This window comes from Streptomyces sp. NPDC002125 (assembly GCF_053593715.1).
The window spans coordinates 215482-239605 of sequence record NZ_JBSFDD010000010.1 but is presented as its reverse complement, the minus strand read 5'-3'; the positions used below and the strand labels follow the sequence as shown (position 1 = coordinate 239605).

Genomic DNA, 24124 nt, shown 5'->3' with positions numbered 1-24124 from the left:
TTCGGAATGACCGCGCCCCGCGGGCTCTCAGCCGACGAGGCCGTCGGCCATTTCCTCGCTGAGGGTGGATTCCGTGCCCGGGATGCCGAGGTCCTGGGCCCGCTTGTCGGCCATGGCCAGCAGGCGCCGGATACGGCCCGCGACGGCGTCCTTGGTCAGCGGCGGGTCGGCGAGCGCGCCCAGCTCCTCCAGGGAGGCCTGCTTGTGCTCCATGCGCAGCCGTCCGGCCGCCGCGAGGTGCTCCGGGACCTCCTCGCCCAAAATCTCCAGCGCGCGTCCCACACGGGCACCCGCGGCCACGGCGGCACGAGCGGAACGGCGGAGGTTGGCGTCGTCGAAGTTGGCGAGCCGGTTGGCCGTGGCGCGGACCTCGCGCCGCATCCGGCGTTCCTCCCAGGCCAGCACCGCCTCATGGGCACCGAGCCGGGTCAGCAGCGCGCCGATGGCGTCGCCGTCCCTGACGACCACCCGGTCGACGCCCCGCACCTCGCGCGCCTTGGCGGCGATGGAGAGCCTGCGGGCGGCACCGACCAGGGCGAGGGCGGCCTCGGGGCCGGGGCAGGTGACCTCCAGCGAGGAGGAACGGCCGGGCTCGGTGAGCGAGCCGTGGGCCAGGAAGGCACCACGCCAGGCGGCCTCGGCGTCGCAGGTGGCCCCCGAGACCACCTGCGGCGGCAGCCCGCGGATCGGACGGCCGCGGCCGTCCACCAGACCGGTCTGGCGGGCCAGCTGGTCGCCGCCGGCCACCACACGGACGACGAACCGCGAGCCGCGGCGCAGTCCGCCGGGAGCCATCACGATCAGCTCCGAGCTGTGCCCGAAGATCTCCAGAATGTCCCGCTTGAGCCGTCGTGCCGCGCTCCCCGTGTCCAGCTCGGCCTCGATCACAATCCGGCCGCTCACGAGGTGCAGCCCGCCCGCGAACCGAAGAATCGCCGAGACCTCCGCCTTCCTGCAGCAGGTCCGGGTCACGGGAAGCCGAGAGATTTCGTCCTTCACCGCTGGCGTCATCGCCATGGGCCGATCCTTCCATGCATCCGAAAAATACGGTCGTACGCGGCGGCCAACAGCTCCGGATCATGTGTCGGAGCGCCGTCGGGTGAGGCCACGGGGGCCAGCTCGACCGCGGCTCCGAGCCGCTGGGCGGCATCGGCGAGGGACTCGCGGTCGGGTACGGCGGCCTCGTCGGCCAGCACCACGTCCATGGCGAGTTTAGGGGCGTGTCGTCCCAAAACCTCCAAATGACGCTGCGGTGAGAAGCCATCTGTTTCACCGGGCTGTGGTGCGAGGTTCAGCGAGAGGACCTTACGGGCCTTCGTGGTCACCAGTGCGTCGAGCAGTTCGGGAACCAGTAGATGCGGAATCACCGAGGAGAACCAGGACCCCGGACCCAGAACCACCCAATCGGCGTCGAGGACGGCGGCGACCGCCTCGGGGACGGCCGGAGGATCGGCGGGTACGACGTGGACGGACTGCACCTCGCCGGGGGTCAGCGCCACCGTGGCCTGCCCGCGCACCGTGACGGTCTCGTCGGGCCGGTCGGGGTGATGTCCCCGGACGAGCGCCTGGAGCTCCAGGGGCACCGCGGACATCGGCAGCACCCGGCCGTGCGCCCCGAGGAGCTTGCCGACCAGGTCCAGGGCCTGGACATGGTCGCCCAGCTGCTCCCAGAGGGCGACGATGAGCAGGTTGCCCACCGCGTGCTCGTGCAGATCGCCCTTGGACTCGAAGCGGTGCTGGATGACCTGGGCCCAGGTCCTGCCCCATTCGTCGTCGCCGCAGAGCGCGGCGAGCGCCTTGCGCAGGTCGCCGGGCGGCAGGACACCCAGCTCCTCCCGGAGCCGGCCGCTGGAGCCGCCGTCGTCGGCGACGGTGACCACGGCGGTGAGATCGCCGGTGATCCGGCGCAGCGCCGTGAGCGAGGCCGACAGGCCCATGCCGCCGCCGAGGGCGACGACCTTGGGCGCGCCGCGGCTGCGGCCGGAGAGCGCGGCCGTGGCTCTGCTCAGCCGCCGCAGACGCAGATTGCGACTGGTCACTCGCGCCCCATGTCCCGGTGGACGAGGACGGTCTCGATACCTTCGGTGGCGAGCCGTGCCGCCAGCTTCTCCGACATCGCGACGGAGCGGTGCTTGCCGCCCGTGCAGCCGACGGCGATGGTCACGTACCGCTTGCCCTCGCGGCGGTAGCCGGAGGCGATGAGCTGGAGGAGCTCCGTGTACTGGTTGAGGAATTCCTTGGCGCCCGGCTGGTCGAAGACGTAGTCGGACACCTCCTCGTTGAGCCCGGTGAAGGGGCGGAGCTCGGGGACCCAGTGCGGGTTGGGCAGGAAGCGGCAGTCGACGACGAGGTCGGCGTCGACCGGCAGGCCGTACTTGAAGCCGAACGACATCACCGTGGCCCGCAGCTCGGGCTCCTCGTCCCCGGCGAACTGGGCGTCCATCTTGGCCCGCAGCTCGTGCACGTTGAGGCTGGAGGTGTCGATGACCAGGTCGGCGTCACCTCGCAGCTCACGCAGCAGGTCGCGCTCGGCCGCGATGCCGTCGACGATGCGGCCGTCGCCCTGGAGCGGGTGCGGGCGGCGGACCGATTCGAAACGGCGTACGAGGGCGTCGTCGGAGGACTCCAGGAAGACGATCCGCCGGGTGACGTGCTTGGCCTCCAGGTCCGCGAGGGACTCCCGGAGGTTGTCGAAGAAGCGGCGCCCCCGCACGTCGACGACGACGGCGATGCGGGCGACATTGCCCTGCGACCGGGCGCCGAGCTCCACCATCGTGGGGATCAGGGCGGGCGGCAGGTTGTCGACGACGAACCAGCCGAGGTCCTCCAGACACTTGGCCGCGGTGCTGCGCCCGGCGCCCGACATGCCGGAGATGATCACCAGCTCGGGGATGGCGGGCGCGGTGGCCTCGGCCTTCTCCGTGGTGCTTCCCGTACTCACGTGTGCTGCTCCGTCTGCTCGGCCGCGGTCGTCGTGGTGTTCATGCGCCTGCTCGGTCATGTCCTGCTGCCCCCGTCGTCCTCTTCAATGATCTCTCCTGTGGCGGTGTTCACGGCAGGTGCGGCCGGGGCCGCCGCGGCGAGGGCGGCGGCCACCGACTCCGCCGTCCTGCGCCCTATCCCCGGCACCTCGCAGATCTCTTCGATTGTCGCCTGCCGCAGCTTCTTGACGGAGCCGAAATGCTTGATCAGTGCCTGCTTGCGGGTCTCTCCCAGGCCGGCGACGTCGTCCAGGGGACTGCTGCGGATGCGCTTGGCGCGCTTGGCCCGCTGGTAGGTGATGGCGAAGCGGTGGGCCTCGTCCCGGATGCGCTGGAGGAGATAGAGGCCCTCGCTGGAGCGGGGAAGGATTACCGGATCGTCGTCGTCGGGCAGCCAGACCTCTTCGAGGCGCTTGGCGAGACCGCAGACGGCGATGTCGTCGATGCCCAGCTCGTCCAGGGCCCGCTTGGCTGCGGCGACCTGGGGCTGCCCTCCGTCGACGACGACGAGCTGCGGCGGGTAGGCGAACCGCTTGGGGCGGCCGTCGTCCTCCCGGGGCTCGTCCCGCGCGGCGGCGGGCTGCTCTGCGGGGGCTGCCTCGTCCGGGGCGGGCACGGGGCCGACGGGGGCTGGAACAGCGTCCGCCGTGGTCGGTACGGGGCCCGTGGGGGTGGAAACAGCGTCCGCCGTGGCCGGCACGGGGCCCGTGGGCGGGGTGACGGCCTGGTCCGCCGTGACCGGCAGGGAGCCCGCGGGAGCGGCAACAGGGTCTGTAGGAGCCGGTACGGGGCCCGTCGGGGCAGGGGTCTCCTCCCACTCCCCCGTGCGTTCCTTCTCCTGGAGGTAGCGCTTGAAGCGGCGGCCGATGACCTCGTGCATCGACCGGACGTCGTCCTGGCCCTCGAAGCCCTTGATCTGGAAGCGGCGGTATTCGCTCTTGCGGGCGAGACCGTCCTCGAAGACCACCATCGAGGCGACCACGTCGTCGCCCTGGAGGTGTGAGATGTCGAAGCACTCGACGCGCAGCGGCGCGGTGTCGAGGCCGAGCGCCTCGGCGATCTCCTCCAGGGCGCGGGAGCGCGTCGTGAGGTCGGAGGCGCGCTTGGTCTTGTGCAGTCCCAGTGCCTGCTGGGCATTGCGCTGGACCGTGATCATCAGGTCCTTCTTGTCGCCCCGCTGCGGGATGCGCAGGCTGACCTGGGAGCCCCTGCGGTCGGCGAGCCACTGGGACACGGCTTCGGGGTCTTCGGGGAGTGCCGGGACCAGCACCTCCTTGGGCACGGCGTCGCCGGACTCCTCCCCGTACAGCTGCTGGAGCGCGTGTTCGACCAGGCCGGCCGTGTCGACGGCCTCGACCTTGTCGGTGACCCAGCCGCGCTGGCCCCGCACCCGTCCGCCCCGGACGTGGAAGATCTGGACAGCCGCTTCGAGCTCGTCCTCCGCCACGGCGATCAGGTCGGCGTCGGTGGCGTCGGCGAGGACGACGGCGCTCTTCTCCATGGCGCGCTTCAGCGCCTCCGCGTCGTCGCGCAGACGGGCCGCCCGCTCGTACTCCATCTCCTCGGCCGCCTGCATCATGTCCTTCTCCAGGCGGCGGATGTACGTTCCGGTGCGGCCCGCCATGAAGTCGCAGAAGTCCTCGGCCAGATCCCGGTGTTCCTCGGGGCTGACCCGGCCGACACAGGGGGCTGAGCACTTGCCGATGTAGCCGAGGAGGCAGGGGCGGCCGGTCCGCTCGGCGTTCTTGAAGACACCGGCGGAGCACGTCCGCACCGGGAAGACCCGGAGCATCAGGTCGACGGTCTCGCGGATGGCCCAGGCGTGCCCGTACGGACCGAAGTAGCGCACGCCCTTCTTCTTGGCGCCGCGCATGACCTGGACCCGCGGGAACTCCTCGTTGAGCGTGACGGCGAGGTAGGGATAGCTCTTGTCGTCGCGGTACTTGACGTTGAACCGGGGGTCGAACTCCTTGATCCAGGAGTACTCCAGCTGGAGCGCCTCGACCTCGGTGGAGACCACGGTCCACTCGACGGAGGCGGCCGTGGTGACCATCGTGCGCGTACGCGGGTGGAGGCCGGCCAGGTCCTGGAAGTAGTTGGCCAGGCGCTGGCGCAGGTTCTTGGCCTTCCCGACGTAGATCACCCGGCGGTGCTCGTCGCGGAATTTGTAGACCCCCGGGGAGTCGGGGATCTGTCCCGGCTTGGGGCGGTAGCTGGAGGGGTCTGCCATGTCTCACACCCTACTTGCGGGCAATGACAGAGCGGCATTTCCCCGGATGCGGAGGCCGGCGACGGGCCTCCGGGCCCAGCGCGCGGCTCAGGCCTCCGGGCCCGCGACGAGCTTTCCGCCCTCGACCCGCACGTCGACGGCGGGCAGCGGCACCGTGGCCGGTCCCTGGAGCGCCTTGCCGGTGGTCATGTCGAAACGGCTGCCGTGGCACGGGCAGTTGCCCTCGTTGCCCTCGACCTTGTCCAGGAGGCAGCCCGCGTGGGTGCACTGCGCGCTGAAAGCCTTGTACTGGCCTGCCGCGGGGCAGCTCACGACGACCCGCTGTTCCCTGTAGAGCTTCGCCCCGCCCACCGGCACCTCGTCCGGGGCGCCGAGCTCCACGGGCGCCGTGGGGGTGGGCGTCTCCGCGTGGCCGAGTTTCGAATCGGTCGAGCAGGCCGCCGCTCCGAGCCCGGCGGCACCGGCGAGAGCGGCACCCTTCAGTACGGTGCGGCGGGCGGCGGGCAGGCCGGACATGCGGTCTCCACTGGTCGGGGGGACAGAGAGCCGCCGTCACCGTCCCGGGGCACCGGGTGCCACGGACATGGGGCACGGGCCGCGCCTGACGGCATGGGCGACAGACCCGACGATACCGGCGGAGAACACCCGCCTTTCGACCGGGCCCCGCAGGGAGAGACCCGAGGGGGTGTCCTCCGTGGCCCGTCCTCCGTCGCCGGGCCCGGAGGAGGAGAGCACGGGTAGGCGCCCCGCGACCGGGGCGGACCCGGAGGCGGAGAGCACGGTGAGCGCCCGCGACCGTGACCTGGCCCGGAGGCACGGGGCGGCGTCCGGGACTGCGATCCGGACGCCGCGGGCGGGCGTCCGGACGCCGGAGTCGTGTCCCGCAGAGTCTGTGGGACGGGCTCCGGACGAACTACTCGGGGACGGGAACGGCGTGCGCGGACGGGACGGCCCCCTGCGGTGCCACGGGGAGACCGTCCCGTCCCGGACGGTGTCAGGCCTTCCGCGCGCGGGTGGCCTTCTTCTTCGGTGCGGGCTGCCCGTCGGCCGCCTTGCCGGCCGTCCTGGCCGTGGCCGTCCTGCGCGCCGTCGCCGCCTTCGCGGCGACGGCGGCCTTCTTCGCGGGAGCCTTGCGGGCCTTACGGGCCGCGGGCACCGCCGCCTCGCCGATCCGGTCGGCGCCGAGGATCTCCTGGAGGAACTTCCCGGTGTGGCTGGCCGGCACCGAGGCGACGTGCTCCGGGGTGCCCTCGGCGACGACGAGACCGCCGCCGCTGCCGCCCTCGGGACCCATGTCGACGACCCAGTCGGCGGTCTTGATGACATCGAGGTTGTGCTCGATGACGATCACCGTGTTGCCCTTGTCGACCAGGCCCGACAGCACCGTGATGAGCTTGCTGATGTCCTCGAAGTGCAGACCGGTGGTCGGCTCGTCCAGGACGTAGACCGTGCGGCCGGTGGAGCGCTTCTGCAGCTCGCTCGCCAGCTTCACGCGCTGCGCCTCACCGCCGGAGAGCGTCGGCGCGGACTGGCCGAGCCTGACGTATCCGAGGCCCACCTCGTTGAGCGTGCGCAGGTGCCGGGCGATCGTCGGGACGGCCTCGAAGAACTCCAGGCCCTCCTCGATCGGCATGTCCAGCACCTCGGCGATGGACTTGCCCTTGTAGTGGACCTCCAGGGTCTCCCGGTTGTAGCGCGCACCGTGGCAGACCTCGCACGGGACGTACACATCGGGCAGGAAGTTCATCTCGATCTTGATCGTGCCGTCGCCCGAGCAGTTCTCGCAGCGGCCGCCCTTGACGTTGAAGGAGAAGCGGCCCGGCAGATAGCCGCGCACCTTCGCCTCCATCGTCTCGGCGAACAGCTTGCGGACATGGTCGAAGACTCCGGTGTACGTCGCCGGGTTGGACCGCGGTGTACGGCCGATCGGCGACTGGTCGACATGCACGACCTTGTCGACGAGGTCGTCACCGTCGACCCGGGTGTGCCGCCCGGGGACCGACTTGGCGCCGTTGAGCTCGCGCGCCAGGTGGGTGTAGAGGATGTCGTTGACCAGGGTCGACTTGCCCGAGCCCGAGACACCGGTGACGGCCGTGAGCACGCCGAGCGGGAAGGAGACGTCGATGTCCTGGAGGTTGTTCTCCCGGGCGCCGTGCACCGTGAGCAGGCGCTTCGGGTCGACCGGACGCCGGATCTCCGGCATCGCGATGGCCCTCGTGCCCGCGAGGTACTGGCCGGTGACCGACTCCTTGTTGGCCAGCAGCTCCTTGAGCGAGCCGGAGTGGACGACCTTGCCTCCGTGCTCACCGGCGCCGGGGCCGATGTCGACGACCCAGTCGGCGACCTTGATGGTGTCCTCGTCGTGCTCGACGACGATGAGCGTGTTGCCCATGTCCCGGAGCCTGACCAGGGTCTCGATCAGCCGGTGGTTGTCGCGCTGGTGCAGGCCGATGGACGGCTCGTCCAGCACGTACAGCACACCGACGAGCCCGGAGCCGATCTGGGTGGCGAGCCTGATGCGCTGGGCCTCGCCGCCGGACAGGGTGCCCGCGGCGCGGTTCAGCGAGAGGTAGTCGAGGCCGACGTCGACGAGGAAGCGGAGCCGCTCGTTGACCTCCTTGAGGACCCGCTCGGCGATCTTCTTGTCGCGGGCGTTCAGCTTGAGACGGCCGAGGAACTCGGCGCACTCGCTGATCGACATCGCGGCGACGTCGGCGATGGACCGCTCCATCACCGTCACCGCGAGCACCAGCGGCTTGAGGCGGGTGCCCTCACAGGTCGGGCAGGCCACCTCGCGCATGTACCCCTCGAAGCGCTCCCGGCTGGAGTCGCTCTCGGCATCGGCGTGACGCCGCTTGATGTACTCGGCGGCACCCTCGAAGCGGGGGGTGGTGTAGGCGCGCTCGCGCCCGTACCTGTTGCGGTAGCGCACCTCTGTCTGGATCTTGTGGCCGTGGAGCAGCGCCTTCTTGGCGCGCTGCGGCAGTCCGGCCCAGGGGATGTCCGTACGGAATCCGAGGGCGTCCGCGAGCGCGGTGATCTGGCGGCCGAAGTACTCCTTGGTGTGGCCGTGCGACCAGGGGTGGATCGCGCCCTCGTCGAGGGACTTGTCCTCGTCCGGGACGATCAGCTCCGGGTCGACCTCCATCCGCGTGCCGATGCCCGTGCAGTCGGGGCAGGCGCCGAAGGGTGAGTTGAAGGAGAAGGAACGGGGCTCCAGCTCCTCGAAGGAGAGGTCGTCGTACGGGCAGTAGAGGTGCTCGGAGTACATCCGCTCACGCTCGGGGTCGTCCGCCTCGAGGTCGACGAAGTCGAGCACGACCATGCCGCCGGAGAGCCCGAGCGCGGTCTCCACGGAGTCGGTCAGCCGGCGCTTGGCGCTGTCCTTCACCGTGAGGCGGTCGATGACCACCTCGATGGTGTGCTTCTCCTGCTTCTTCAGCTTCGGCGGCTCGGTCAGCTGGATCGTCTCGCCGTCGACCCGGGCCCTGCTGTAGCCCTTGGTCTGGAGGTCGGCGAAGAGGTCGACGAACTCGCCCTTGCGCTCGCGCACCAGCGGCGAGAGCACCTGGAAGCGGCTGCCCTCGGGAAGGTTGAGCACCTTGTCGACGATCGCCTGGGGCGACTGGCGCGAGATGGGCCTGGCGCACTCGGGGCAGTGCGGCTTGCCGATCCGGGCGAAGAGCAGCCGGAGGTAGTCGTAGACCTCGGTGATGGTGCCGACCGTCGAGCGCGGGTTGCGCGAGGTCGACTTCTGGTCGATGGAGACGGCGGGCGAGAGGCCTTCGATGAAGTCCACGTCCGGCTTGTCCATCTGGCCGAGGAACTGCCGGGCGTACGAGGAGAGGGACTCCACGTAGCGCCGCTGGCCCTCGGCGAAGATCGTGTCGAACGCGAGCGAGGACTTGCCCGATCCGGAGAGCCCGGTGAAGACGATGAGGGAGTCACGGGGGAGATCGAGCGAGACGTTCTTCAGGTTGTGCTCGCGCGCGCCACGGACGATGAGACGGTCGGCCACGCCGGTCCGCACCTTTCTGGAGAGAAGTGGGGGAACTGAGCCCCCTGCCCAGGGTATGGGGGGCGCCACAGCGATGTAGGAAGCTTTCGACTCCGAGCGTATAGCACGCGCATTCGATTTACGGACGACCGCAGACCACATCACCCGAACGAGTGGCGAGGGCTACGCTCGGCCCATGACTGATCATGCGCGCGACCTGGAAGCTGTACGTGAAGCGACCGATCGGCTGCTCAGTGCCATGGGCGAAATCGACGACACGACCGTCGCCGGGCCGTCGCTCCTGCCTGGCTGGAGCCGCGGCCATGTTCTCGCCCACCTGTCACGTAACGCCGACGCGCTCGTAAATGTTCTCCAAGGGCGCCCGATGTACGCGAACAGCGAAACCCGCGACGCGGACATCGAGCGCGACGCGCCCAGGCCCCTGGCCGAGCAGCTCGCCGACCTGCGCGGGAGCGGGGCGGCCTTCCTCGCGGCGGCGGCGGAGCCCGCCGACTGGTCCCGCACGGTGACGCTGCGCAACGGCGTGACGGACTCGGCGTCCCGGATCCCCTTCCGCCGGTGGGTCGAGGTCGAGCTGCACCACGTCGACCTGGGGACGGGGTACGGGTTGGAGGACCTGCCGGGGGAGTTCGTGACCCGGGAGAACGACTTCCTGGCCGAACGTTTCGCCGGGCATCCCGGTGTCGTGCCCACGACAGCGGTCACCGAGGACGGCCGGATCTGGACCACGGGAGGCGGCTCCGACGGCCCTCCGGTCACCGTCCGGGGCACGGCCACCGACATCCTCGGCTGGCTCTGCGGCCGCCGTGACGGCTCCGGGCTCACCGCGGAAGGCGGCATCCTCCCCACGCTTCCCCCGCTATAGGCTGCGCGGCATGACGTACAGCGGAACGGTCAAGGTCGGCGGCCCTGCGGATGTGCACGAGCTGACGGATCTGATGATCTCCAAGGTCGCCGTCGGCCAGATGAACAACAACGCGTACCTGCTGCGCTGCCGGGCGACCGGCGAGCAGCTCCTGATCGACGCGGCCGCCGAGGCCGGGGTCCTGCTGCGGCTGATCGGCGAGGACGGCATCGCGTCCGTCGTCACGACGCACCGGCACGGCGACCACTGGCAGGCACTCGGCGAGGTCGTGGCGGCCACCGGGGCACGGACGTATGCCGGGAGGTACGACGCCGAGGGCATCCCGGTCCCCACCGACGAGCTCGTGGAGGACAACGGCACGATCCGGGTGGGGCGGGTCTCGCTGACCGCCCGGCATCTGACCGGGCACACCCCGGGGTCGATCGCCCTGGTCTACGACGACCCGCACGGAGCGCCGCACCTGTTCACCGGGGACTGCCTCTTCCCCGGCGGCGTAGGCAATACGCACAAGGACCCGGAGGCTTTCGCGAGCCTGATCCACGACGTGGAGACCAAGCTCTTCGACGAGCTGCCGGACGAGACGTGGGTCTACCCGGGCCACGGTCACGACACCACGCTCGGCGCCGAGCGTCCCCATCTGCCCCAGTGGCGCGAGCGCGGCTGGTGAACCGGTGAGACGCCCGACGGCCGGGTGCCCCTCCTGGGGCCCCGGCCGTCGGTGTGTCGGTCCTGCGCTACTTCTCCGCGCCGACGTTCTCGCTGTCGTCCTTCTGCTCGCCCTTCGCCGCGGCCTCCGCCGCCGCCGTCTTCTTGTTGGCGACGAGGCTGGTGATCGTGGTGACCACCAGGACCGCGCAGATGAAGGAGAGGGAGAACGCGATGCTGATCTCCGGGACGTGCACCCCGGACTCGTGCAGCGCGTGCAGCACCAGCTTGACGCCGATGAACCCGAGGATCACCGAGAGCCCGTAGCTGAGGTGGACCAGCTTCTTCAGCAGACCGCCGATGAGGAAGTACAGCTGACGCAGGCCCATCAGGGCGAAGGCGTTCGCGGTGAAGACGATGTACGGGTCCTGGGTCAGGCCGAAGATCGCCGGGATCGAGTCCAGCGCGAACAGGATGTCGGTGGTGCCGATGGCGAGCATGACCACCATCAGGGGGGTCATGACGCGCTTGCCGTTGTTCCGGATGAAGAGCTTGGTTCCGTGGTAACGGTCGGCGACACCGAAGCGGTGCTCGATCGACTTGAGGAGGCGGTTCTCCTCCCAGTCGTCCTCGTCCTCGTCGGCCCGTGCCTCCTGGATGAGCTTCCAGGCGGTGAAGATCAGGAACGCGCCGAAGATGTAGAAGATCCACGAGAAGTTGGCGATGACCGCGGCACCGGCGGCGATGAAGATCGCACGCAGTACCAGGGCGATCAGCACGCCGATGAGCAGAACCCTCTGCTGCAGGTGCGAGGGCACCGAGAACTTCGCCATGATCAGGATGAAGACGAAGAGGTTGTCGACACTGAGCGACTTCTCGGTGATGAATCCGGCGAAGAACTCGCCCGATGCCTGGCTCTCGCCGAACAGCAGCAGGCCGAGCCCGAAGAGGCCGGCCAGCGCGATCCAGACGATGGTCCAGATTCCGGCTTCCTTGGTCGAGACGTCATGGGGCTTGCGCCCGATGAAGAAGTCGACGGCGATAAGGGCGATGAGACCAAGAATGGTCAACACCCAGACAGTCCATGAAACGTCCACTGCGCCTCCGGCAGTTCGCTACGGCTATAGATCAGCGTCGTCGCTGCCGGAGGTCTCTTCCACCCGGGAGCGCGGGATGCGCGCCGGGCCGACGCCCCGGGACCGGTCACAGTCCGTACTGACGGGAACGCCGCGATCGGGAGTACTCCCCTCCGCACCAAGAACAGTACCCGAAGCACCAAGAAAAGGTAAAGTCATCCCCAAGGCGTGATCAAAATGCCTGGTCGGAGGCTATGCGACAGGTATCTGACCACCGTCGTCCTCGCTCAGCGGTAGCCGGCCCGCCGGGCCGCGGCCACCAGCGCGAGGACCTGTTCCAGGACCCGGCTGCCCTGCGGTGCCCTCAGCGGCTCGTACGTCCAGGCCTGGCCCACCCAGGGGTCGGCGAGGTGGTCGTCGGCGACGGGGGTGATCCGCAGGAGGGAACGCCACAGCGGGTCGAGGACCGGGCCGTAGGCGCTCGCGTCCTCTCGGTCGGCCACCATCAGCAGGTGTACGCCCACGGAGGGACCCTCGTCGGCCAGATACCGCAACTGGGTGACGGCCCGGTCGTCGAAGCCGTGCGGGAAGTCGTTGACGATCAGCAGCTGCTCGCCCGTGTCGAGGTCCGGGGGCAGCGAGTCCGCGGCGCCGGCCCGGATCGCCATCTGCACCAGGTCGACGCGGCGGGTCAGCCGGGCCAGGACCGTGGAGACGCCCGCGGCCCCCGCGGCGGGCGGAGCGGCGAGGGCCCCGGAGCTCACCAGCGGGGAGAGCGCGGCGGCGGCCGAGCCGGCCGGGTCGATGACGTGCACCGAGAACTCGTTCGCGGGATAGACCGCCAGCAGCCTCGCGGCCAGCGCGACCGCCGTCTCCATGGCCAGCCTGCGCAGCTGGTCCCCGTGCGTCGAGGCGGCCGCCTCGGAGGCCGTACGGCCGCTGTCGACCCAGATTCCCCGCTCCAGGGGCAGCCGCACCAGCAGCGGGATGCGCAGATCGGTGCGCTCGGGCAGATGGAGGTCTCCGATGCGCAGGGCCATCGGGATCTCCATCGGGACGCGGTAGGCGTGCCAGACGGGGTTGTCCCAGCCCGCGTACGAGGCGGGGAGGGCCGGTTCGACGACCGCGGACTCGGCGGCCAGCTGGGCGAGGTCGCGGTCGAGCGCCTCGCGCGCCCGGCCGGTCAGCTCGTCGCGCTTGGCCCTGGCCTCCTCACGGACCCGGTCGCCCGTGCCCCCGATGCGGCTGCGCGGGTCGGAGAGGGCCCGGTCGAGCTCCTGGTCCATCCGGGAGTCGGCGAAGTCGACGGCGCTGCGGTAGGCGGCCACGGCGCGCGCGAGGTCCTCGAACATGCCCCAGATCTGGTTGTAGAGCCGCTCGTCCATGGACCAGCCCGTGGCGTCACCGGCGACGGGCCGCGCGGGCTGCCCCGGCTCGGCGGGCGGGGCCGTGGGAGGCGGCGGGGGCGGCGCCGAGGTCTGGCGCCTGGGGTGCGCGTAGTCGATGGGCCCGCCGGGCGCGGTGGCCGGGGGCGGCGGTGTGCCGTCGCCCAGCGGTTCGGGGGCGGGCGCCGGGGCGGGCGGCTGTCCGCCGCCTCCGGACGTCGTGGGGCCGGCGGAGTGCCGGACCCGCTCCCCCTCGGGGGTGCGGGGCGGCGGCGGGGGCGCCACGGAGCGGGCGAGGCCCGAGGCCACGGCCTCCTGTATGGAGGCGGCAAGCTCCGCCGCCTCCGCCACGCCCTGGTCGGCGAGCATCTCGGCGAGACCCGCGGAGTATCCCTGGCCGACCGCGCGGACCTTCCAGACGCCCTGGCGGCGGTAGAGCTCCAAGGCGGACACGGCGGACTCGGTGTCCAGGCCGGTGAGCGTGAACGTGGCGATCTCGGTGCCGTCGAGTCCGGTGACCGCGACGAACGGCGCGGCGACCGCGCCGAACCTGCCCGGCCGGCCGGGCCCGGTGGGCAGGGCGAGGAGCACGGTGACGCGGTGCACCGCGTCGGGCAGGGCGTCCAGGTCCACGGCCAGCCGGTGGTCGGCCGCCGCCTGCCGGGAGACCTCCAGCCCGGGCAGCCGGGGCGAGCCGGGATGGGCGATCCACTCGGCTCCGCGGACCGTGCCCCGCTCGTCCCCGAGCGTGGCCCCGGCCACGACGGGAGAGCCCGCCGACACCCTGATCTCCAGACGTGTCTGGGGCAAGGTGTGGTTCTGCCCCCGGACCAGCTCGGCCGTCATGCCCTGTCCCCTCGACGTTCGGTGTGGTGCCCTGCCATGGGCGCAGCTCCCGGCGGCAGGTGCCTCCGGGAGCTGCTCGTACGGATCTGCGGGCCGGGTCGGGCCCGTGGCGCCGCCTCGCCTACAGGTGCGGCAGGATCGCCGGCATCAGGTCCTGGAAGGTCCGGCCGTTGGCCGGGTTGCCCAGGGCGGTCATCTGCCATCCGCTGCCCGCGCGGTGCACCTTCGCCATGATCTGCGCCGTGTACTGGCCGCCACCGTCCAGCGTGTAGCGGGCGAGCTCCTGGCCGTTGGTCTCGTCGACGATGCGGCAGAAGGCGTTCTGCACCTCCTGGAACGTCTGGCCGGTGAACGAGTTCACCGTGAAGACGATCTGGTCGATGTGGACCGGGACCCGCTGCAGGTCGACCAGGATCGCCTCGTCGTCCCCGCCCGAGCCCGCGCCGCCGACGAGGTTGTCGCCGGTGTGCTTGACCGAGCCGTCGTCACTGACGAGGTGGCGGAAGAACACGACGTCCACGGGCTGCTTGTCGGCGAAGAGAACCGCCGAGGCGTCCAGGTCGATCTCCCGGGTGCGCGAGCCGAAAAGCCCGCGGCGCGGGGCCGCCTGCCAGCCGAGCCCCATCCGTACCGCGGTCAGGGTCCCCCCGTCGCTCTTCTGCAGGCTGATGGCCTGGCCCTTGGTCATGTTGACCGTCACGCGCTGTCCCCTCTCCGCTTGCCCCGCAACCGTCGGTGTGCGGTTTCCCCGCACCCTACGCAGTCCCCGGGGGCGGGAAGGAGTGATGGGCCGTTTTTGTGTCGGTCCTGCAACACTGCGGGTCCCACCGGTCAGGCGAGTCCCGCCTCCCTCATCTGACGCAGCTCCTTCTTCAACTCCCCCACCTCGTCACGGAGTCGCGCGGCGACCTCGAACTGCAGGTCGGCGGCGGCCGCGCGCATCCGGTCCGTCATCTCCTCGATGATCCCCGCGAGCTCCGTGGCGGGCCGGTCGGTGACCGCCGCGGCTTCGCCCTTCCTGCCCTTCGCCTTGGCACCGGGCGCTGTCTGCGTGCCGAGGGTGGGCACCGGGGCCTTGGCTCCCTTGGCCTGCCGGTAGCCCGTGCCGAGGAGCTGCTCGGTGTCGACCTCCTCGCGGGCGATGGACGCCACGATGTCGTTGATCTTCTTGCGGAGCGGCTGCGGATCGACGCCCCGCTCGGTGTTGTAGGCGATCTGCTTCTCGCGGCGGCGGTTGGTCTCGTCGATCGCCTGGGCCATCGCGGGGGTGACCTTGTCGGCGTACATGTGGACCTGCCCGGAGACGTTACGGGCGGCACGGCCGATGGTCTGGATCAGTGAGGTGCCCGAACGCAGGAAGCCCTGCTTGTCCGCGTCGAGGATGGCCACGAGCGACACCTCGGGGAGGTCGAGCCCCTCACGCAGGAGGTTGATGCCGACCAGGACGTCGAATTCGCCGGAGCGCAGCTCGCGCAGCAGCTCGATGCGGCGCAGGGTGTCGACGTCGCTGTGGAGGTAGCGGACCTGGATGCCGAGCTCCAGGAAGTAGTCCGTGAGGTCCTCGGACATCTTCTTGGTGAGGGTGGTGACCAGGACGCGCTCGTCCTTCTCGGTCCGCTTGCGGATCTCGTGCACCAGGTCGTCGATCTGGCCCTCGGTCGGCTTGACGACGACCTCCGGGTCGACGAGCCCGGTGGGGCGGATGATCTGCTCGACGTAACCGTCGCCGCGGGACATCTCGTACTTCCCGGGGGTGGCCGAGAGATAGACCGTCTGGTCGATCCGGCCCAGGAACTCCTCCCACTTCAGCGGGCGGTTGTCCAGGGCGGAGGGCAGCCGGAAGCCGTGGTCGACGAGCGTCCGCTTGCGGGAGGCGTCGCCCTCGTACATCGCGCCGATCTGCGGGACGGTGACGTGCGACTCGTCCAGGACGAGGAGGAAGTCCTCCGGGAAGTAGTCGAGGAGGGTGTTGGGGGCGGTGCCGGGCGAGCGGCCGTCGAAGTGCATCGAGTAGTTCTCGACGCCGGAGCAGGTGCCGATCTGGCGGAGCATCTCGATGTCGTACGTCGTGCGCATCCGCAGCCGCTGGGCCTCCAGCATCTTGCCCTGCTTCTCCAGCTCGGCGAGGCGCTCCCCCAGCTCCTGCTCGATACCGCTCACCGCCTTCTCCATGCGCTCGGGTCCCGCGACGTAGTGGCTGGCGGGGAAGACGTGGAGCGAGGCGTCCTCGCTGATCACCTCGCCGGTGAGCGGATGGAGCGTGGAGAGCGCCTCGATCTCGTCGCCGAACATCTCGATGCGGACGGCGAGCTCCTCGTACACCGGGAAGATCTCGATGGTGTCGCCCCGCACCCGGAAGGTGCCGCGGGTGAACGCCAGGTCGTTGCGGGTGTACTGGATCTCGACGAAGCGGCGCAGCAGCTGGTCGCGGTCGATCTCGTCGCCGACCTTGAGCTGGACCATCCGGTCGACGTACTCCTGCGGGGTACCCAGGCCGTAGATGCAGGAGACGGAGGCGACCACGACGACATCGCGCCGGGTGAGCAGCGAGTTCGTCGCGGAGTGCCGCAGCCGCTCGACCTCCTCGTTGATCGAGGAGTCCTTCTCGATGTAGGTGTCCGACTGCGGGACGTACGCCTCGGGCTGGTAGTAGTCGTAGTACGAGACGAAGTACTCCACGGCGTTGTTCGGCAGGAGCTCGCGGAACTCGTTGGCCAGCTGGGCGGCAAGGGTCTTGTTCGGTGCCATCACCAGGGTGGGGCGCTGCAGCTTCTCGATCATCCAGGCGGTCGTCGCCGACTTTCCGGTGCCGGTCGCGCCGAGCAGGACGACGTCCTTCTCACCGGCGCGGATGCGCCGGTCCAGCTCGGCGATGGCCGCGGGCTGGTCACCGCTTGGCTGGTAGGGACTGACGACCTCGAAAGGCGCCACCGAACGTTCGATCTTCGAAACTGGCCGCATGCAACCACCGTACGACCCCCCACTGACAACGGCCGGGGATCAGCGGTTCCGCTGCTGCCGGTACTCCTTGCGGACGGCCGTGGCGTACGGCCGGCGCCCGCGCTGGACCGGGATGGCGGCCATCTGCCCGCCACGCCGCACGGTGAGGTTCCGCCGCCGCACCGGGCCCGCGGGAGCGCCCGTCACCACCAGCGGGTCGATCATCACGACCACCGCGGCGAGCAGCAGGAAGCAGCCAGGCCCGATCATCATCGGCAGGAGCAGCGAGGTGGGTGCCTCACCGGGCGGGACCGGCACGGCGTCGGCGTGCAGGTGCACCCGGAGCGCGGCCATTCCCGTGTAGTGCATCCCGCTCACCGCCACCCCCATGACCACACTCGCGCCGAGGCTGGGCAGGAAGCCGTGGATGGAGACGGTCGCCCACAGGGCCGCCGTCGCCGCCACCACGGCGATGACGACGGAGAGCGAGACGGTGAGCGTGTCGTATTCGAACACTCCGTCGAAGGTCATGCCTGCCATGCCGAGGTAGTGCATGGAGGCGACACCGAGGCCCGTTATCGTCCCGCCCGTGACCAGCGCCATGGGGGTGGCGCCCCGGTAGCCGACGAGGAAGATGCCGATCCCCACCATCAGGATCGCCACGGCGAGGCTGGCGAAGGTGAGGGGCCTGTCGTAGCTGACCGGCGCCTCACGGACGCTGAAGCCCAGCATCGCGATGAAGTGCATCGTCCAGATGCCCGAGCCGATGGAGGTCGCCCCGAGGGCCAGCCAGCCCGCTCTGGACGAGCCGCGGGTGCGCAGGGAGCGGTTGGTGCAGCGAAGACCCAGAGCCGCGCCGAGGCAGGCCATGACGAACGCCGCGACCGGCGTGACGAGGCCGTAGGTGAATCCGTCAACTGTGCCCTGCATGCTGGTACGCCCTTCGCGGTGGCCCGGGTTCGGGGGTGACCCTAAAGGGCAAGGCCCGGCAAGCAAACGTAAGAACGGCATTTTATCCGCTTCTGGAGGGGACCGGGATCCGGTACCCGACAATCCGTTCACATCATGGCCACCATCGTCCTGCCGTCCGTTGGGTAACGGCTGAGAGTCTCTGCATGTCGCCACCCCGATGCGAGGAGTACACGTGTCCGTACGCACAGCCACCACGTCCGCCGCCGTCACCGCCCTGCTCGGCACCTGCGTCCTGCTGCCCGCCACCCAGGCGCAGGCCACGGGCAGCCAGGACAGCCCGGTCGTCTACGCCCACCGCGGAGCCTCCGCGTACGCCCCGGAGAACACCCTGGCGGCCGTGGACGCGGCCGACGATCTGGGCATCGCGTGGGTGGAGAACGACGTGCAGCTCACCAAGGACGGTGTGCTGGTCGTCGTGCACGACACCACCCTGAACAGGACCACCGACGCCGAGGAGGTCTACCCCGACCGCGCTCCCTGGGCGGTCAAGGACTTCACCGCCGCGGAGATCGCGAAACTTGACGCGGGCAGCTGGTTCGGCGCCGGTTTCGAGGGGGCCCGGGTGCCGACGCTGGAGCAGTATCTGCACCGAGTCGAGCGCAACCGCCAGAAGCTGCTCCTGGAGATCAAGAGCCCGGAGACCTACCCGGGGATCGAGAAGGAGACCCTGCGCGTCCTGCGTGAGGAGGGGTGGCTCGACCTCTCCCACGTCAAGCAGCGGCTGGTCATCCAGAGCTTCGGTGCAGAGAGTGTGAAAACTGTCCACGCCCAGCGTCCGGACGTCGTCACCGGCTTCCTCGGCACCCCGGCGGTGGCCGATCTGCCGTCCTACGCGGCGTTCACCGACCAGATCAATCCGTCGTACACGTCGATCGGTGCCGACTACGTCGCCGCGGTGCAGAAGCTGAAGGGCGCCCACGGCAAGCCGCTGCGCGTCAACACCTGGACGGTGAACGACGCGGCGAAGGCGGCGGAGATGGCCGGCTTCGGCGTGGACGGCATCATCACGAACAACCCGGACGTGGTGCGGGACGCCACCCGCTGACCTCCGGCCCCGGGGGCATTGTCGGTGGCGGGCCGTACGGTGGTCGCATGGAGAGCAGCGAGCAGGTCGTGGAGTGGTCCGTCGTGCCGAGCGGCATCGGGCCGCTGCTGCTCGCCGCGACCCGCGCGGGCCTGGTGACCGTGGTCTTCCACGCGCGCCCCGACGTCCGGGAGAAGGCCATCGGACAGTTGCGGACACGCCTGGGCGCGGAGCCGGTGGAGTCCCTCGGTTCCGCGCTGCTGGCCGGGCCCGTCCGGCAGCTCACGGCGTATTTCGACGGAGAGCTGCGGGAGTTCTCGCTCGACCTCGACTGGTCACTGACCTCCGGTTTCCACCGCGAGGTGCTCCAGGAGCTGGCCGCGGGCGTGCCCTACGGGACAGTCGTGGGCTACGGCGACCTGGCGGCCCGGGTCGGCCAGCCTGGCGGGGCCCAGGCCGTGGGGGCGGCCATGGGATCCAACCCCCTCCCGGTGGTGGTGCCGTGCCACCGGGTGGTGGAGAGCGACGGGGGCCTCGGCGGGTTCGGCGGCGGGCTGGAGACGAAGCGGCAGCTGCTGGCACTGGAGGGGATACTTCCGCAGCCCCTGTTCTGAGGGGCTGCCTTCCGAGGGCTGTGTTCCGACGGCTGTGGTCCGCGAGGAAGCGGCCCGGGGGTCTTCGGCCCGAAGGGCCGTGGTCCAGGAGTCCTCGAACCGGGGGTCTCGGTCCGAGGAGCTGTGACCCGGGACTCTGTGGCCGGGCCCCGGCGAAAGACTCCGATGCCCGGGTTTGCGGCCACGGCGGCTGCGACAGGGATGGGGCATGCCTCAGAATCCAGCACTCCCCTCGCAGGAAACCGGCCACCACGCGTCCGTGCTCTCCGAGGAGGTGCGGGAGGCCCTCGGTGAGCGGCGGCCCGTCGTCGCCCTGGAGTCGACGATCATCGCGCACGGTCTGCCGCGTCCCCGCAATCTCCAGGTCGCCCAGGAGCTGGAGGAGACCGTACGGAAGGCGGGCGCCGTGCCCGCCACCGTCGCCGTGCTGGACGGCCGGGCCCATGTGGGCCTGTCGACCGGTCAGTTGGAGCGGATCGCCGGGGACCCCGCCGTGCGGAAGCTGGGTCACCGCGACCTCGCGCCCGCCCTCGCCCAGAAGGCGAGCGGGGCGACCACCGTCTCCGCGACCGCCTTCCTCGCGGCGCGGGCGGGGCTCGGCGTCTTCGCGACCGGCGGGCTCGGCGGCGTACACCGGGAGTGGGCGCTGACGCAGGACGAGTCCGCTGACCTGCGGCTGCTCGCCCGGACCGGGATCACGGTGGTGTGCGCGGGCGTGAAGTCGATCCTGGACGTGCCCGCCACGCTCCAGCGGCTGGAGACGCTCGGCGTCGGGGTGCTCGGTTACGGCACGGAGTATTTCCCCGGCTTCTATCTGAGCAGTTCGGGCGAGCCGGTCGACTGGACCGTGCGTACGCCGCAGGAGGTCGCCGACGTGATGCGGGCCCGGGAGGAGCTCGGCGGCCCGCCCGCGGCGCTGATCGTGGCCAACCCCGTGCCGGAGGAGGAGCAGTTGGACCCCGCCGTGCACGACCGGGTGCTCGCCGGGGCCCTGGAGGCCTGCCGGGAGCGCGGGATCACCGGGCAGGCCGTCACCCCGTTCCTCCTGGAGTATCTGATGCGGGAGACCGGGGGCGCGTCCCTGGAGGCCAATCTCGCCGCCGTACGCGGAAACGTGGCGCTGGCGGCCCGGATCGCCGTGGCGGCGGCGCGATGAGCGGCGGCGCGGTGAGCGGCGGCGCGGTGAGCGGGGGCGCGGTGAGCGGGGGCGCGGTGAGCGGGGGCGCTCTGCTCGTCGTCGGGGAGGTGGTCACGGATGTGGTCGTCCGGCACGGTTCCGCGCCGCTCCACGGCACGGACACGCCGGCGCGGATCACCACGCTGCCGGGCGGTTCGGGGGCCAACGTGGCCTGCTGGGCGGCGCGTTCGGGCTGCCGGGACGTACGGCTGCTCGCCCGGGCCGGGGCCGGGTCCGCCGTCTGGCACCGGGACGCGCTGCTGCGGGCGGGGGTGCGTCCCGTCCTGGCGGTCGACGAGGAGGTCCCGACCGGCACGGTGGTGGCGCTGGTCGACCCGTCGGCCGAGCGCACCTTCCTCACCGACAGCGGGGCGGTCGTGCGCCTCTCCCCCGGCGACTGGGACGCGTCGCTGCTCGACGGTGCGGCCCGGCTCCATGTGTCCGGCTATCTCCTCTTCGCGGCGACGAGCAGGGCGACGGCGGCCCTCGCGCTGGCGGAGGCGCGGCGGCGGGGCGTACCGGTCAGCGTGGACCCGGCCTCGGCAGGCTTCCTGGCCGGTCTGGGCGCCGGGGCGTTCCTCGGCCTGGTAGAAGGCGTGGACCTGCTGCTGCCCAACGCCGACGAGGCACGGGAGCTGACGGGGCTGCCCGATCCCGCCGACGCGGCGGCCAAGCTGAGCCACCACGTCGGCCGGGTCGCCGTCACGCTCGGGGACCGGGGCGTCCTGCTGGCGACGGGAGGCACGGTGACCACGCGCGTACCGGCGGCGGCGCTCCGCGCCCGGGTCGACTCGACGGGCGCGGGTGACGCCTTCACCGGCGGCTTCCTCGCCGCGCTCATCGCCGGGGCTGACGATGCCTCGGCCGCCGCGGCGGGCTGCCGGGCGGGAGCGGAGGCGGTCGCCACGGTCGGGGGTCGCCCGGCCTGAGCCGGACGCGCCGGCCTCGCCGGGGCGAAGGCCCGGACCGCCTTCAGGCAGTGGCGAGCCCGGTCCAGGCCGGGTGGTGCGGGTCATCGGCCCGGACCACCGTGTCCGCTCGTTCCGCGGGGCCCACCTCGTCCTCGTAGCGGGCGAAGGCGGGCAGCGTCCACCGCTCGCCCTCCTCCGTACGCCGCCGCAGCGCGCCCGGCGACAGGCTCAGGTGGATGCCGAGGTCGAAGGGGAACCAGTGCCCGAGGAGCAGCGGGCCGTGGAGGACCAGCACGCCGCCTTCGGGCAGTTCCTGGTACGGGCTGCGGGTGGCCCGGTCCGTCACGGGGTTCCACAGGTCGGGCAGTACGCGTCCGCTGCCGCCGGCCTCCAGCGGGCGGAAGACCTCGCGCCACAGCGCACCGGTGTCGAACCAGCTGTCGGCATAGGAGTCCGGGTCCTCCTTGCCGTACTCGTAGCGCAGGCTGGCCGGGCGCAGGAAGCCGCTCGTGGAGACGGTAAGAACGGGCCGCCCGCGGGCCCGCAGCGCCTCGGCGAGCCGCTCGGCGGGCTCTTCGGGGCGGGCGGCGGGAGCGCCGTCGACGCCGATCCGCAGCCAGGACCCGCCGTCGGCGGGTTCGAGTCCGTCGGCGTGGACGGCGAGGGCCCGGGCCAGCCGCGCCCAGGTGATGGGTTCGAATCGCACACGTCCATCATCGCTCTGCGCCATGATGATCAGTATGGATCTCGACTTCGCCCGCCGGTTCGCCGCCCAGTGGCAGGACGACTGGAACTCCCACGACCTGGACCGCGTCCTGGCGCACTACCACGAGGACGTGACCTTCAGTTCGCCCATGATCGCCCGGCTGACGGGCGACAGCGCCGGGACCGTGCACGGCAAGGAGGCCCTGCGCGCGTACTGGGCGGCCGGCCTGGAGCGCATCCCGGACCTGCGGTTCGAGGTGATGGACGTCCGGGCGAGCGTCGACGCGCTGGTGATCGACTATCTCAACCAGATCGGCGGCAGGGTGAGTGAGGTGCTGACCTTCCGTGACGGCCTGGTCGTGGCGGGCTTCGGCGCGTACGGCGAGACGCCCGCCAACTGACCCGGCCTCCGGGCTACTTCTCCCCCGGGCAGTCCGCCGCTTCGGCGTCGTAGGAGAGTTCGCTTCCTTCGGGGAGCAGATAGGTCACCCACAGGACCACGGGTTCCGTCCCCAGGTTGCGCCCGATGTGCCGGTGGCCGGCCCCGGCCGGTTCGATGAAGGACGTTCCTGCGGGCGTCACCTCGACCGAGCAGTCGTCGAGGGTCCGGGTGAGCGTCCCGGCCTTGACGACGGCGATCAGCTGCCCGCTGTGGGTGTGCCAGCCGGTGGAGCCGCCCGGCTGCACGGTGATCTCCCGGAAGGTCACGTCCGTGGGGCCGTTCGGGGGCTTGATCTTGAGCTTGGACTCGGAGGTGCCCTTGGCGACGACGGTGCCGCTCACCCCGCTGCCCGGTGTGGCGACGGCAGCAGCGGGCACCAGGCCGAGCGCCGCGACGCAGACCCCCACCAGCGCGGCGTTGCGCAGCGCCCCCCGCTTCCTCGGGCCCTTCCCGCTCCCGCCGCTCCTCGCGCTCCTGACACCGACCATGCCGCCGAACCTCATGAAGGACTCCCTCAGCACCGGGGACCGATGAACGCCCCTACGCTACCGGCGGGTTGACCGCCCGGGGTCAATGACGCGGCTGTTGGCCGCCACGGAGTTCCACGGCGAGCGGCCCCTCGCCGAGCACCTCGGCCCGGCCGTCCCCGACCGCCTCGGCCAGGGTGCATTCACCGCGCCCGAGCGCGAGGGCGACGTCCGTGCCGAGCACGAGGCACGCGTCGGGGCGATCCGCCGGACCGTATCCGTACGCCTCCGCCCCGGCGGCCACAACCCCCGTGCGCATGTGGAACTCGCCCTCGGCCAGACGGACTTCGACCACCCCCGCGTGGGTGAGACCGTCCAGGGCGCGCAGCAGCGGCAGCGCGAACCAGTGGGCCCTGACCGCGTCCGTGGGGCGGCGCTCGTCGAGCGCGGGCGCGCCCCAGCCCGCGAGCGCGGTCAGGACCGGGAGCAAACCCCGGCCGTGCTCGGTCAGTTCGTAGACCGAGGCGGCGGCGGGAGGCGGGAGCCGGCGCCGCACGGCCAGGCCGCCCTGCTCCATGTCCTTCAGCCGGGAGGCCAGCACATCGGTGCTGACACCGGGCAGATCGGCGAGCAGATCCGTGTAGCGGCGGGGGCCTGCCAGCAGTTCACGGACGATCAGCAGCGTCCACCGGTCGCCGACGGAGTCGAGGGCACGGGCGGTGGCGCAGAACTGGTCGTAGCTCCGGCGGCGGGCTGGGCGTGCGGGCTGCTGCTGACGTGGCATGCGACGCAGTCTAGACATGTTGTTGGACTTTCCAAGCCCAAG

General features: G+C 71.1%; 21 protein-coding genes. 7 read left to right on the top strand and 14 right to left on the bottom strand.

From position 1 onward, the window contains the following. Positions 1–27 precede the first annotated feature (27 nt). The 6 genes from whiA to uvrA form a co-directional block, all read right to left on the bottom strand. Positions 28–1017: a DNA-binding protein WhiA gene (gene whiA / locus ACWCQM_RS19785; RefSeq protein WP_267076333.1), complete on the bottom strand. Its 990-nt coding sequence runs from the start codon at positions 1015–1017 to the stop codon at positions 28–30. Then, complete coding sequence (locus ACWCQM_RS19780) at positions 1008–2039, bottom strand: gluconeogenesis factor YvcK family protein (RefSeq protein WP_073747815.1); 1032 nt, start codon at positions 2037–2039, stop codon at positions 1008–1010. The genes whiA and ACWCQM_RS19780 overlap by 10 nt, the downstream gene beginning before the upstream one ends. Further along, the gene (rapZ, locus tag ACWCQM_RS19775; protein ID WP_450916465.1) at positions 2036–3001 is read right to left on the bottom strand and encodes an RNase adapter RapZ; all 966 of its coding nucleotides are present in this window, start codon (positions 2999–3001) and stop codon (positions 2036–2038) included. Before rapZ ends, ACWCQM_RS19780 begins: the two co-directional genes overlap by 4 nt. Further along, positions 2998–5211 carry an excinuclease ABC subunit UvrC gene (uvrC, locus tag ACWCQM_RS19770; RefSeq protein WP_450916464.1) on the bottom strand — a complete coding sequence of 738 codons (2214 nt, stop codon included), beginning with the start codon at positions 5209–5211 and terminating at the stop codon, positions 2998–3000. Before uvrC ends, rapZ begins: the two co-directional genes overlap by 4 nt. A gap of 87 nt (positions 5212–5298) precedes the next feature. Beyond that, positions 5299–5727 (bottom strand): Rieske (2Fe-2S) protein, encoded by a 429-nt coding sequence (locus ACWCQM_RS19765; RefSeq protein WP_267076331.1) that lies wholly within the window; start codon positions 5725–5727, stop codon positions 5299–5301. Between the two features lie 478 nt (positions 5728–6205). Next, positions 6206–9229 (bottom strand): excinuclease ABC subunit UvrA, encoded by a 3024-nt coding sequence (uvrA, locus tag ACWCQM_RS19760; protein ID WP_450916463.1) that lies wholly within the window; start codon positions 9227–9229, stop codon positions 6206–6208. A gap of 175 nt (positions 9230–9404) precedes the next feature. Here uvrA and ACWCQM_RS19755 point away from each other — a divergent pair, with 175 nt between their 5' ends. Next, a complete protein-coding gene (locus tag ACWCQM_RS19755; protein WP_450916462.1) occupies positions 9405–10094 on the top strand; it encodes a maleylpyruvate isomerase family mycothiol-dependent enzyme in 690 nt (229 codons plus the stop codon). 10 nt (positions 10095–10104) lie between these two features. Beyond that, a complete protein-coding gene (locus tag ACWCQM_RS19750) occupies positions 10105–10761 on the top strand; it encodes an MBL fold metallo-hydrolase (protein WP_450916461.1) in 657 nt (218 codons plus the stop codon). Between the two features lie 67 nt (positions 10762–10828). On the opposite strand, the gene ACWCQM_RS19745 is transcribed toward ACWCQM_RS19750, so the two are convergent. The 5 genes from ACWCQM_RS19745 to ACWCQM_RS19725 all read right to left on the bottom strand — a co-directional run bounded on the left by ACWCQM_RS19745 (position 10829) and on the right by ACWCQM_RS19725 (position 17916). Next, on the bottom strand, positions 10829–11836 hold the full coding sequence (locus tag ACWCQM_RS19745; RefSeq protein WP_450916460.1) for a TerC/Alx family metal homeostasis membrane protein: 1008 nt from the start codon (positions 11834–11836) through the stop codon (positions 10829–10831). A gap of 266 nt (positions 11837–12102) precedes the next feature. Next, positions 12103–14046, bottom strand: coding sequence for a TerD family protein (locus tag ACWCQM_RS19740; protein ID WP_450916459.1), 1944 nt, complete (start codon positions 14044–14046; stop codon positions 12103–12105). Positions 14047–14167: 121 nt separating this feature from the next. Beyond that, on the bottom strand, positions 14168–14746 hold the full coding sequence (locus tag ACWCQM_RS19735) for a TerD family protein (RefSeq protein WP_104789925.1): 579 nt from the start codon (positions 14744–14746) through the stop codon (positions 14168–14170). 131 nt (positions 14747–14877) lie between these two features. After that, positions 14878–17007, bottom strand: coding sequence for an excinuclease ABC subunit UvrB (gene uvrB / locus ACWCQM_RS19730; RefSeq protein WP_450916458.1), 2130 nt, complete (start codon positions 17005–17007; stop codon positions 14878–14880). Between the two features lie 39 nt (positions 17008–17046). Then, a complete protein-coding gene (locus ACWCQM_RS19725) occupies positions 17047–17916 on the bottom strand; it encodes an MHYT domain-containing protein (RefSeq protein ID WP_450916457.1) in 870 nt (289 codons plus the stop codon). A gap of 214 nt (positions 17917–18130) precedes the next feature. Here ACWCQM_RS19725 and ACWCQM_RS19720 point away from each other — a divergent pair, with 214 nt between their 5' ends. From ACWCQM_RS19720 to ACWCQM_RS19705, 4 genes are all read left to right on the top strand, one after another. Then, positions 18131–19003 (top strand): glycerophosphodiester phosphodiesterase, encoded by an 873-nt coding sequence (locus tag ACWCQM_RS19720; RefSeq protein ID WP_450916456.1) that lies wholly within the window; start codon positions 18131–18133, stop codon positions 19001–19003. Positions 19004–19050: 47 nt separating this feature from the next. Beyond that, positions 19051–19596, top strand: a complete 546-nt coding sequence (locus ACWCQM_RS19715; protein WP_450916455.1) for a methylated-DNA--[protein]-cysteine S-methyltransferase — start codon at positions 19051–19053, stop codon at positions 19594–19596. Positions 19597–19804: 208 nt separating this feature from the next. Then, the gene (locus tag ACWCQM_RS19710) at positions 19805–20752 is read left to right on the top strand and encodes a pseudouridine-5'-phosphate glycosidase (protein WP_450916454.1); all 948 of its coding nucleotides are present in this window, start codon (positions 19805–19807) and stop codon (positions 20750–20752) included. Then, a complete protein-coding gene (locus ACWCQM_RS19705) occupies positions 20749–21702 on the top strand; it encodes a carbohydrate kinase family protein (protein WP_450916453.1) in 954 nt (317 codons plus the stop codon). Before ACWCQM_RS19710 ends, ACWCQM_RS19705 begins: the two co-directional genes overlap by 4 nt. A gap of 43 nt (positions 21703–21745) precedes the next feature. Here ACWCQM_RS19705 and ACWCQM_RS19700 read toward each other — a convergent pair whose 3' ends face one another. Beyond that, positions 21746–22390, bottom strand: coding sequence for a uridine kinase (locus tag ACWCQM_RS19700; RefSeq protein WP_450916452.1), 645 nt, complete (start codon positions 22388–22390; stop codon positions 21746–21748). A gap of 34 nt (positions 22391–22424) precedes the next feature. Here ACWCQM_RS19700 and ACWCQM_RS19695 point away from each other — a divergent pair, with 34 nt between their 5' ends. After that, complete coding sequence (locus ACWCQM_RS19695; RefSeq protein ID WP_450916451.1) at positions 22425–22790, top strand: nuclear transport factor 2 family protein; 366 nt, start codon at positions 22425–22427, stop codon at positions 22788–22790. A 13-nt stretch (positions 22791–22803) separates the two neighbouring features. On the opposite strand, the gene ACWCQM_RS19690 is transcribed toward ACWCQM_RS19695, so the two are convergent. Together ACWCQM_RS19690 and ACWCQM_RS19685 are read right to left on the bottom strand one after the other, a co-directional pair. Next, positions 22804–23334 carry a cupin domain-containing protein gene (locus tag ACWCQM_RS19690; protein ID WP_450916450.1) on the bottom strand — a complete coding sequence of 177 codons (531 nt, stop codon included), beginning with the start codon at positions 23332–23334 and terminating at the stop codon, positions 22804–22806. A gap of 67 nt (positions 23335–23401) precedes the next feature. Beyond that, positions 23402–24082 (bottom strand): winged helix-turn-helix transcriptional regulator, encoded by a 681-nt coding sequence (locus ACWCQM_RS19685; RefSeq protein ID WP_450916449.1) that lies wholly within the window; start codon positions 24080–24082, stop codon positions 23402–23404. Positions 24083–24124: the final 42 nt, after the last annotated feature.

Coding starts and splice junctions, on each gene's coding strand:
- whiA (WP_267076333.1), bottom strand. CDS start 1,017: ATGGCGATGACGCCAGCGGTGAAGGACGAAATCTCTCGGCTTCCCGTG.
- rapZ (WP_450916465.1), bottom strand. CDS start 3,001: ATGACCGAGCAGGCGCATGAACACCACGACGACCGCGGCCGAGCAGAC.
- uvrC (WP_450916464.1), bottom strand. CDS start 5,211: ATGGCAGACCCCTCCAGCTACCGCCCCAAGCCGGGACAGATCCCCGAC.
- ACWCQM_RS19765 (WP_267076331.1), bottom strand. CDS start 5,727: ATGTCCGGCCTGCCCGCCGCCCGCCGCACCGTACTGAAGGGTGCCGCT.
- ACWCQM_RS19755 (WP_450916462.1), top strand. CDS start 9,405: ATGACTGATCATGCGCGCGACCTGGAAGCTGTACGTGAAGCGACCGAT.
- ACWCQM_RS19750 (WP_450916461.1), top strand. CDS start 10,105: ATGACGTACAGCGGAACGGTCAAGGTCGGCGGCCCTGCGGATGTGCAC.
- ACWCQM_RS19740 (WP_450916459.1), bottom strand. CDS start 14,046: ATGACGGCCGAGCTGGTCCGGGGGCAGAACCACACCTTGCCCCAGACA.
- uvrB (WP_450916458.1), bottom strand. CDS start 17,007: ATGCGGCCAGTTTCGAAGATCGAACGTTCGGTGGCGCCTTTCGAGGTC.
- ACWCQM_RS19725 (WP_450916457.1), bottom strand. CDS start 17,916: ATGCAGGGCACAGTTGACGGATTCACCTACGGCCTCGTCACGCCGGTC.
- ACWCQM_RS19715 (WP_450916455.1), top strand. CDS start 19,051: ATGGAGAGCAGCGAGCAGGTCGTGGAGTGGTCCGTCGTGCCGAGCGGC.
- ACWCQM_RS19710 (WP_450916454.1), top strand. CDS start 19,805: ATGCCTCAGAATCCAGCACTCCCCTCGCAGGAAACCGGCCACCACGCG.
- ACWCQM_RS19705 (WP_450916453.1), top strand. CDS start 20,749: ATGAGCGGCGGCGCGGTGAGCGGCGGCGCGGTGAGCGGGGGCGCGGTG.
- ACWCQM_RS19695 (WP_450916451.1), top strand. CDS start 22,425: ATGGATCTCGACTTCGCCCGCCGGTTCGCCGCCCAGTGGCAGGACGAC.
- ACWCQM_RS19690 (WP_450916450.1), bottom strand. CDS start 23,334: ATGAGGTTCGGCGGCATGGTCGGTGTCAGGAGCGCGAGGAGCGGCGGG.
- ACWCQM_RS19685 (WP_450916449.1), bottom strand. CDS start 24,082: ATGCCACGTCAGCAGCAGCCCGCACGCCCAGCCCGCCGCCGGAGCTAC.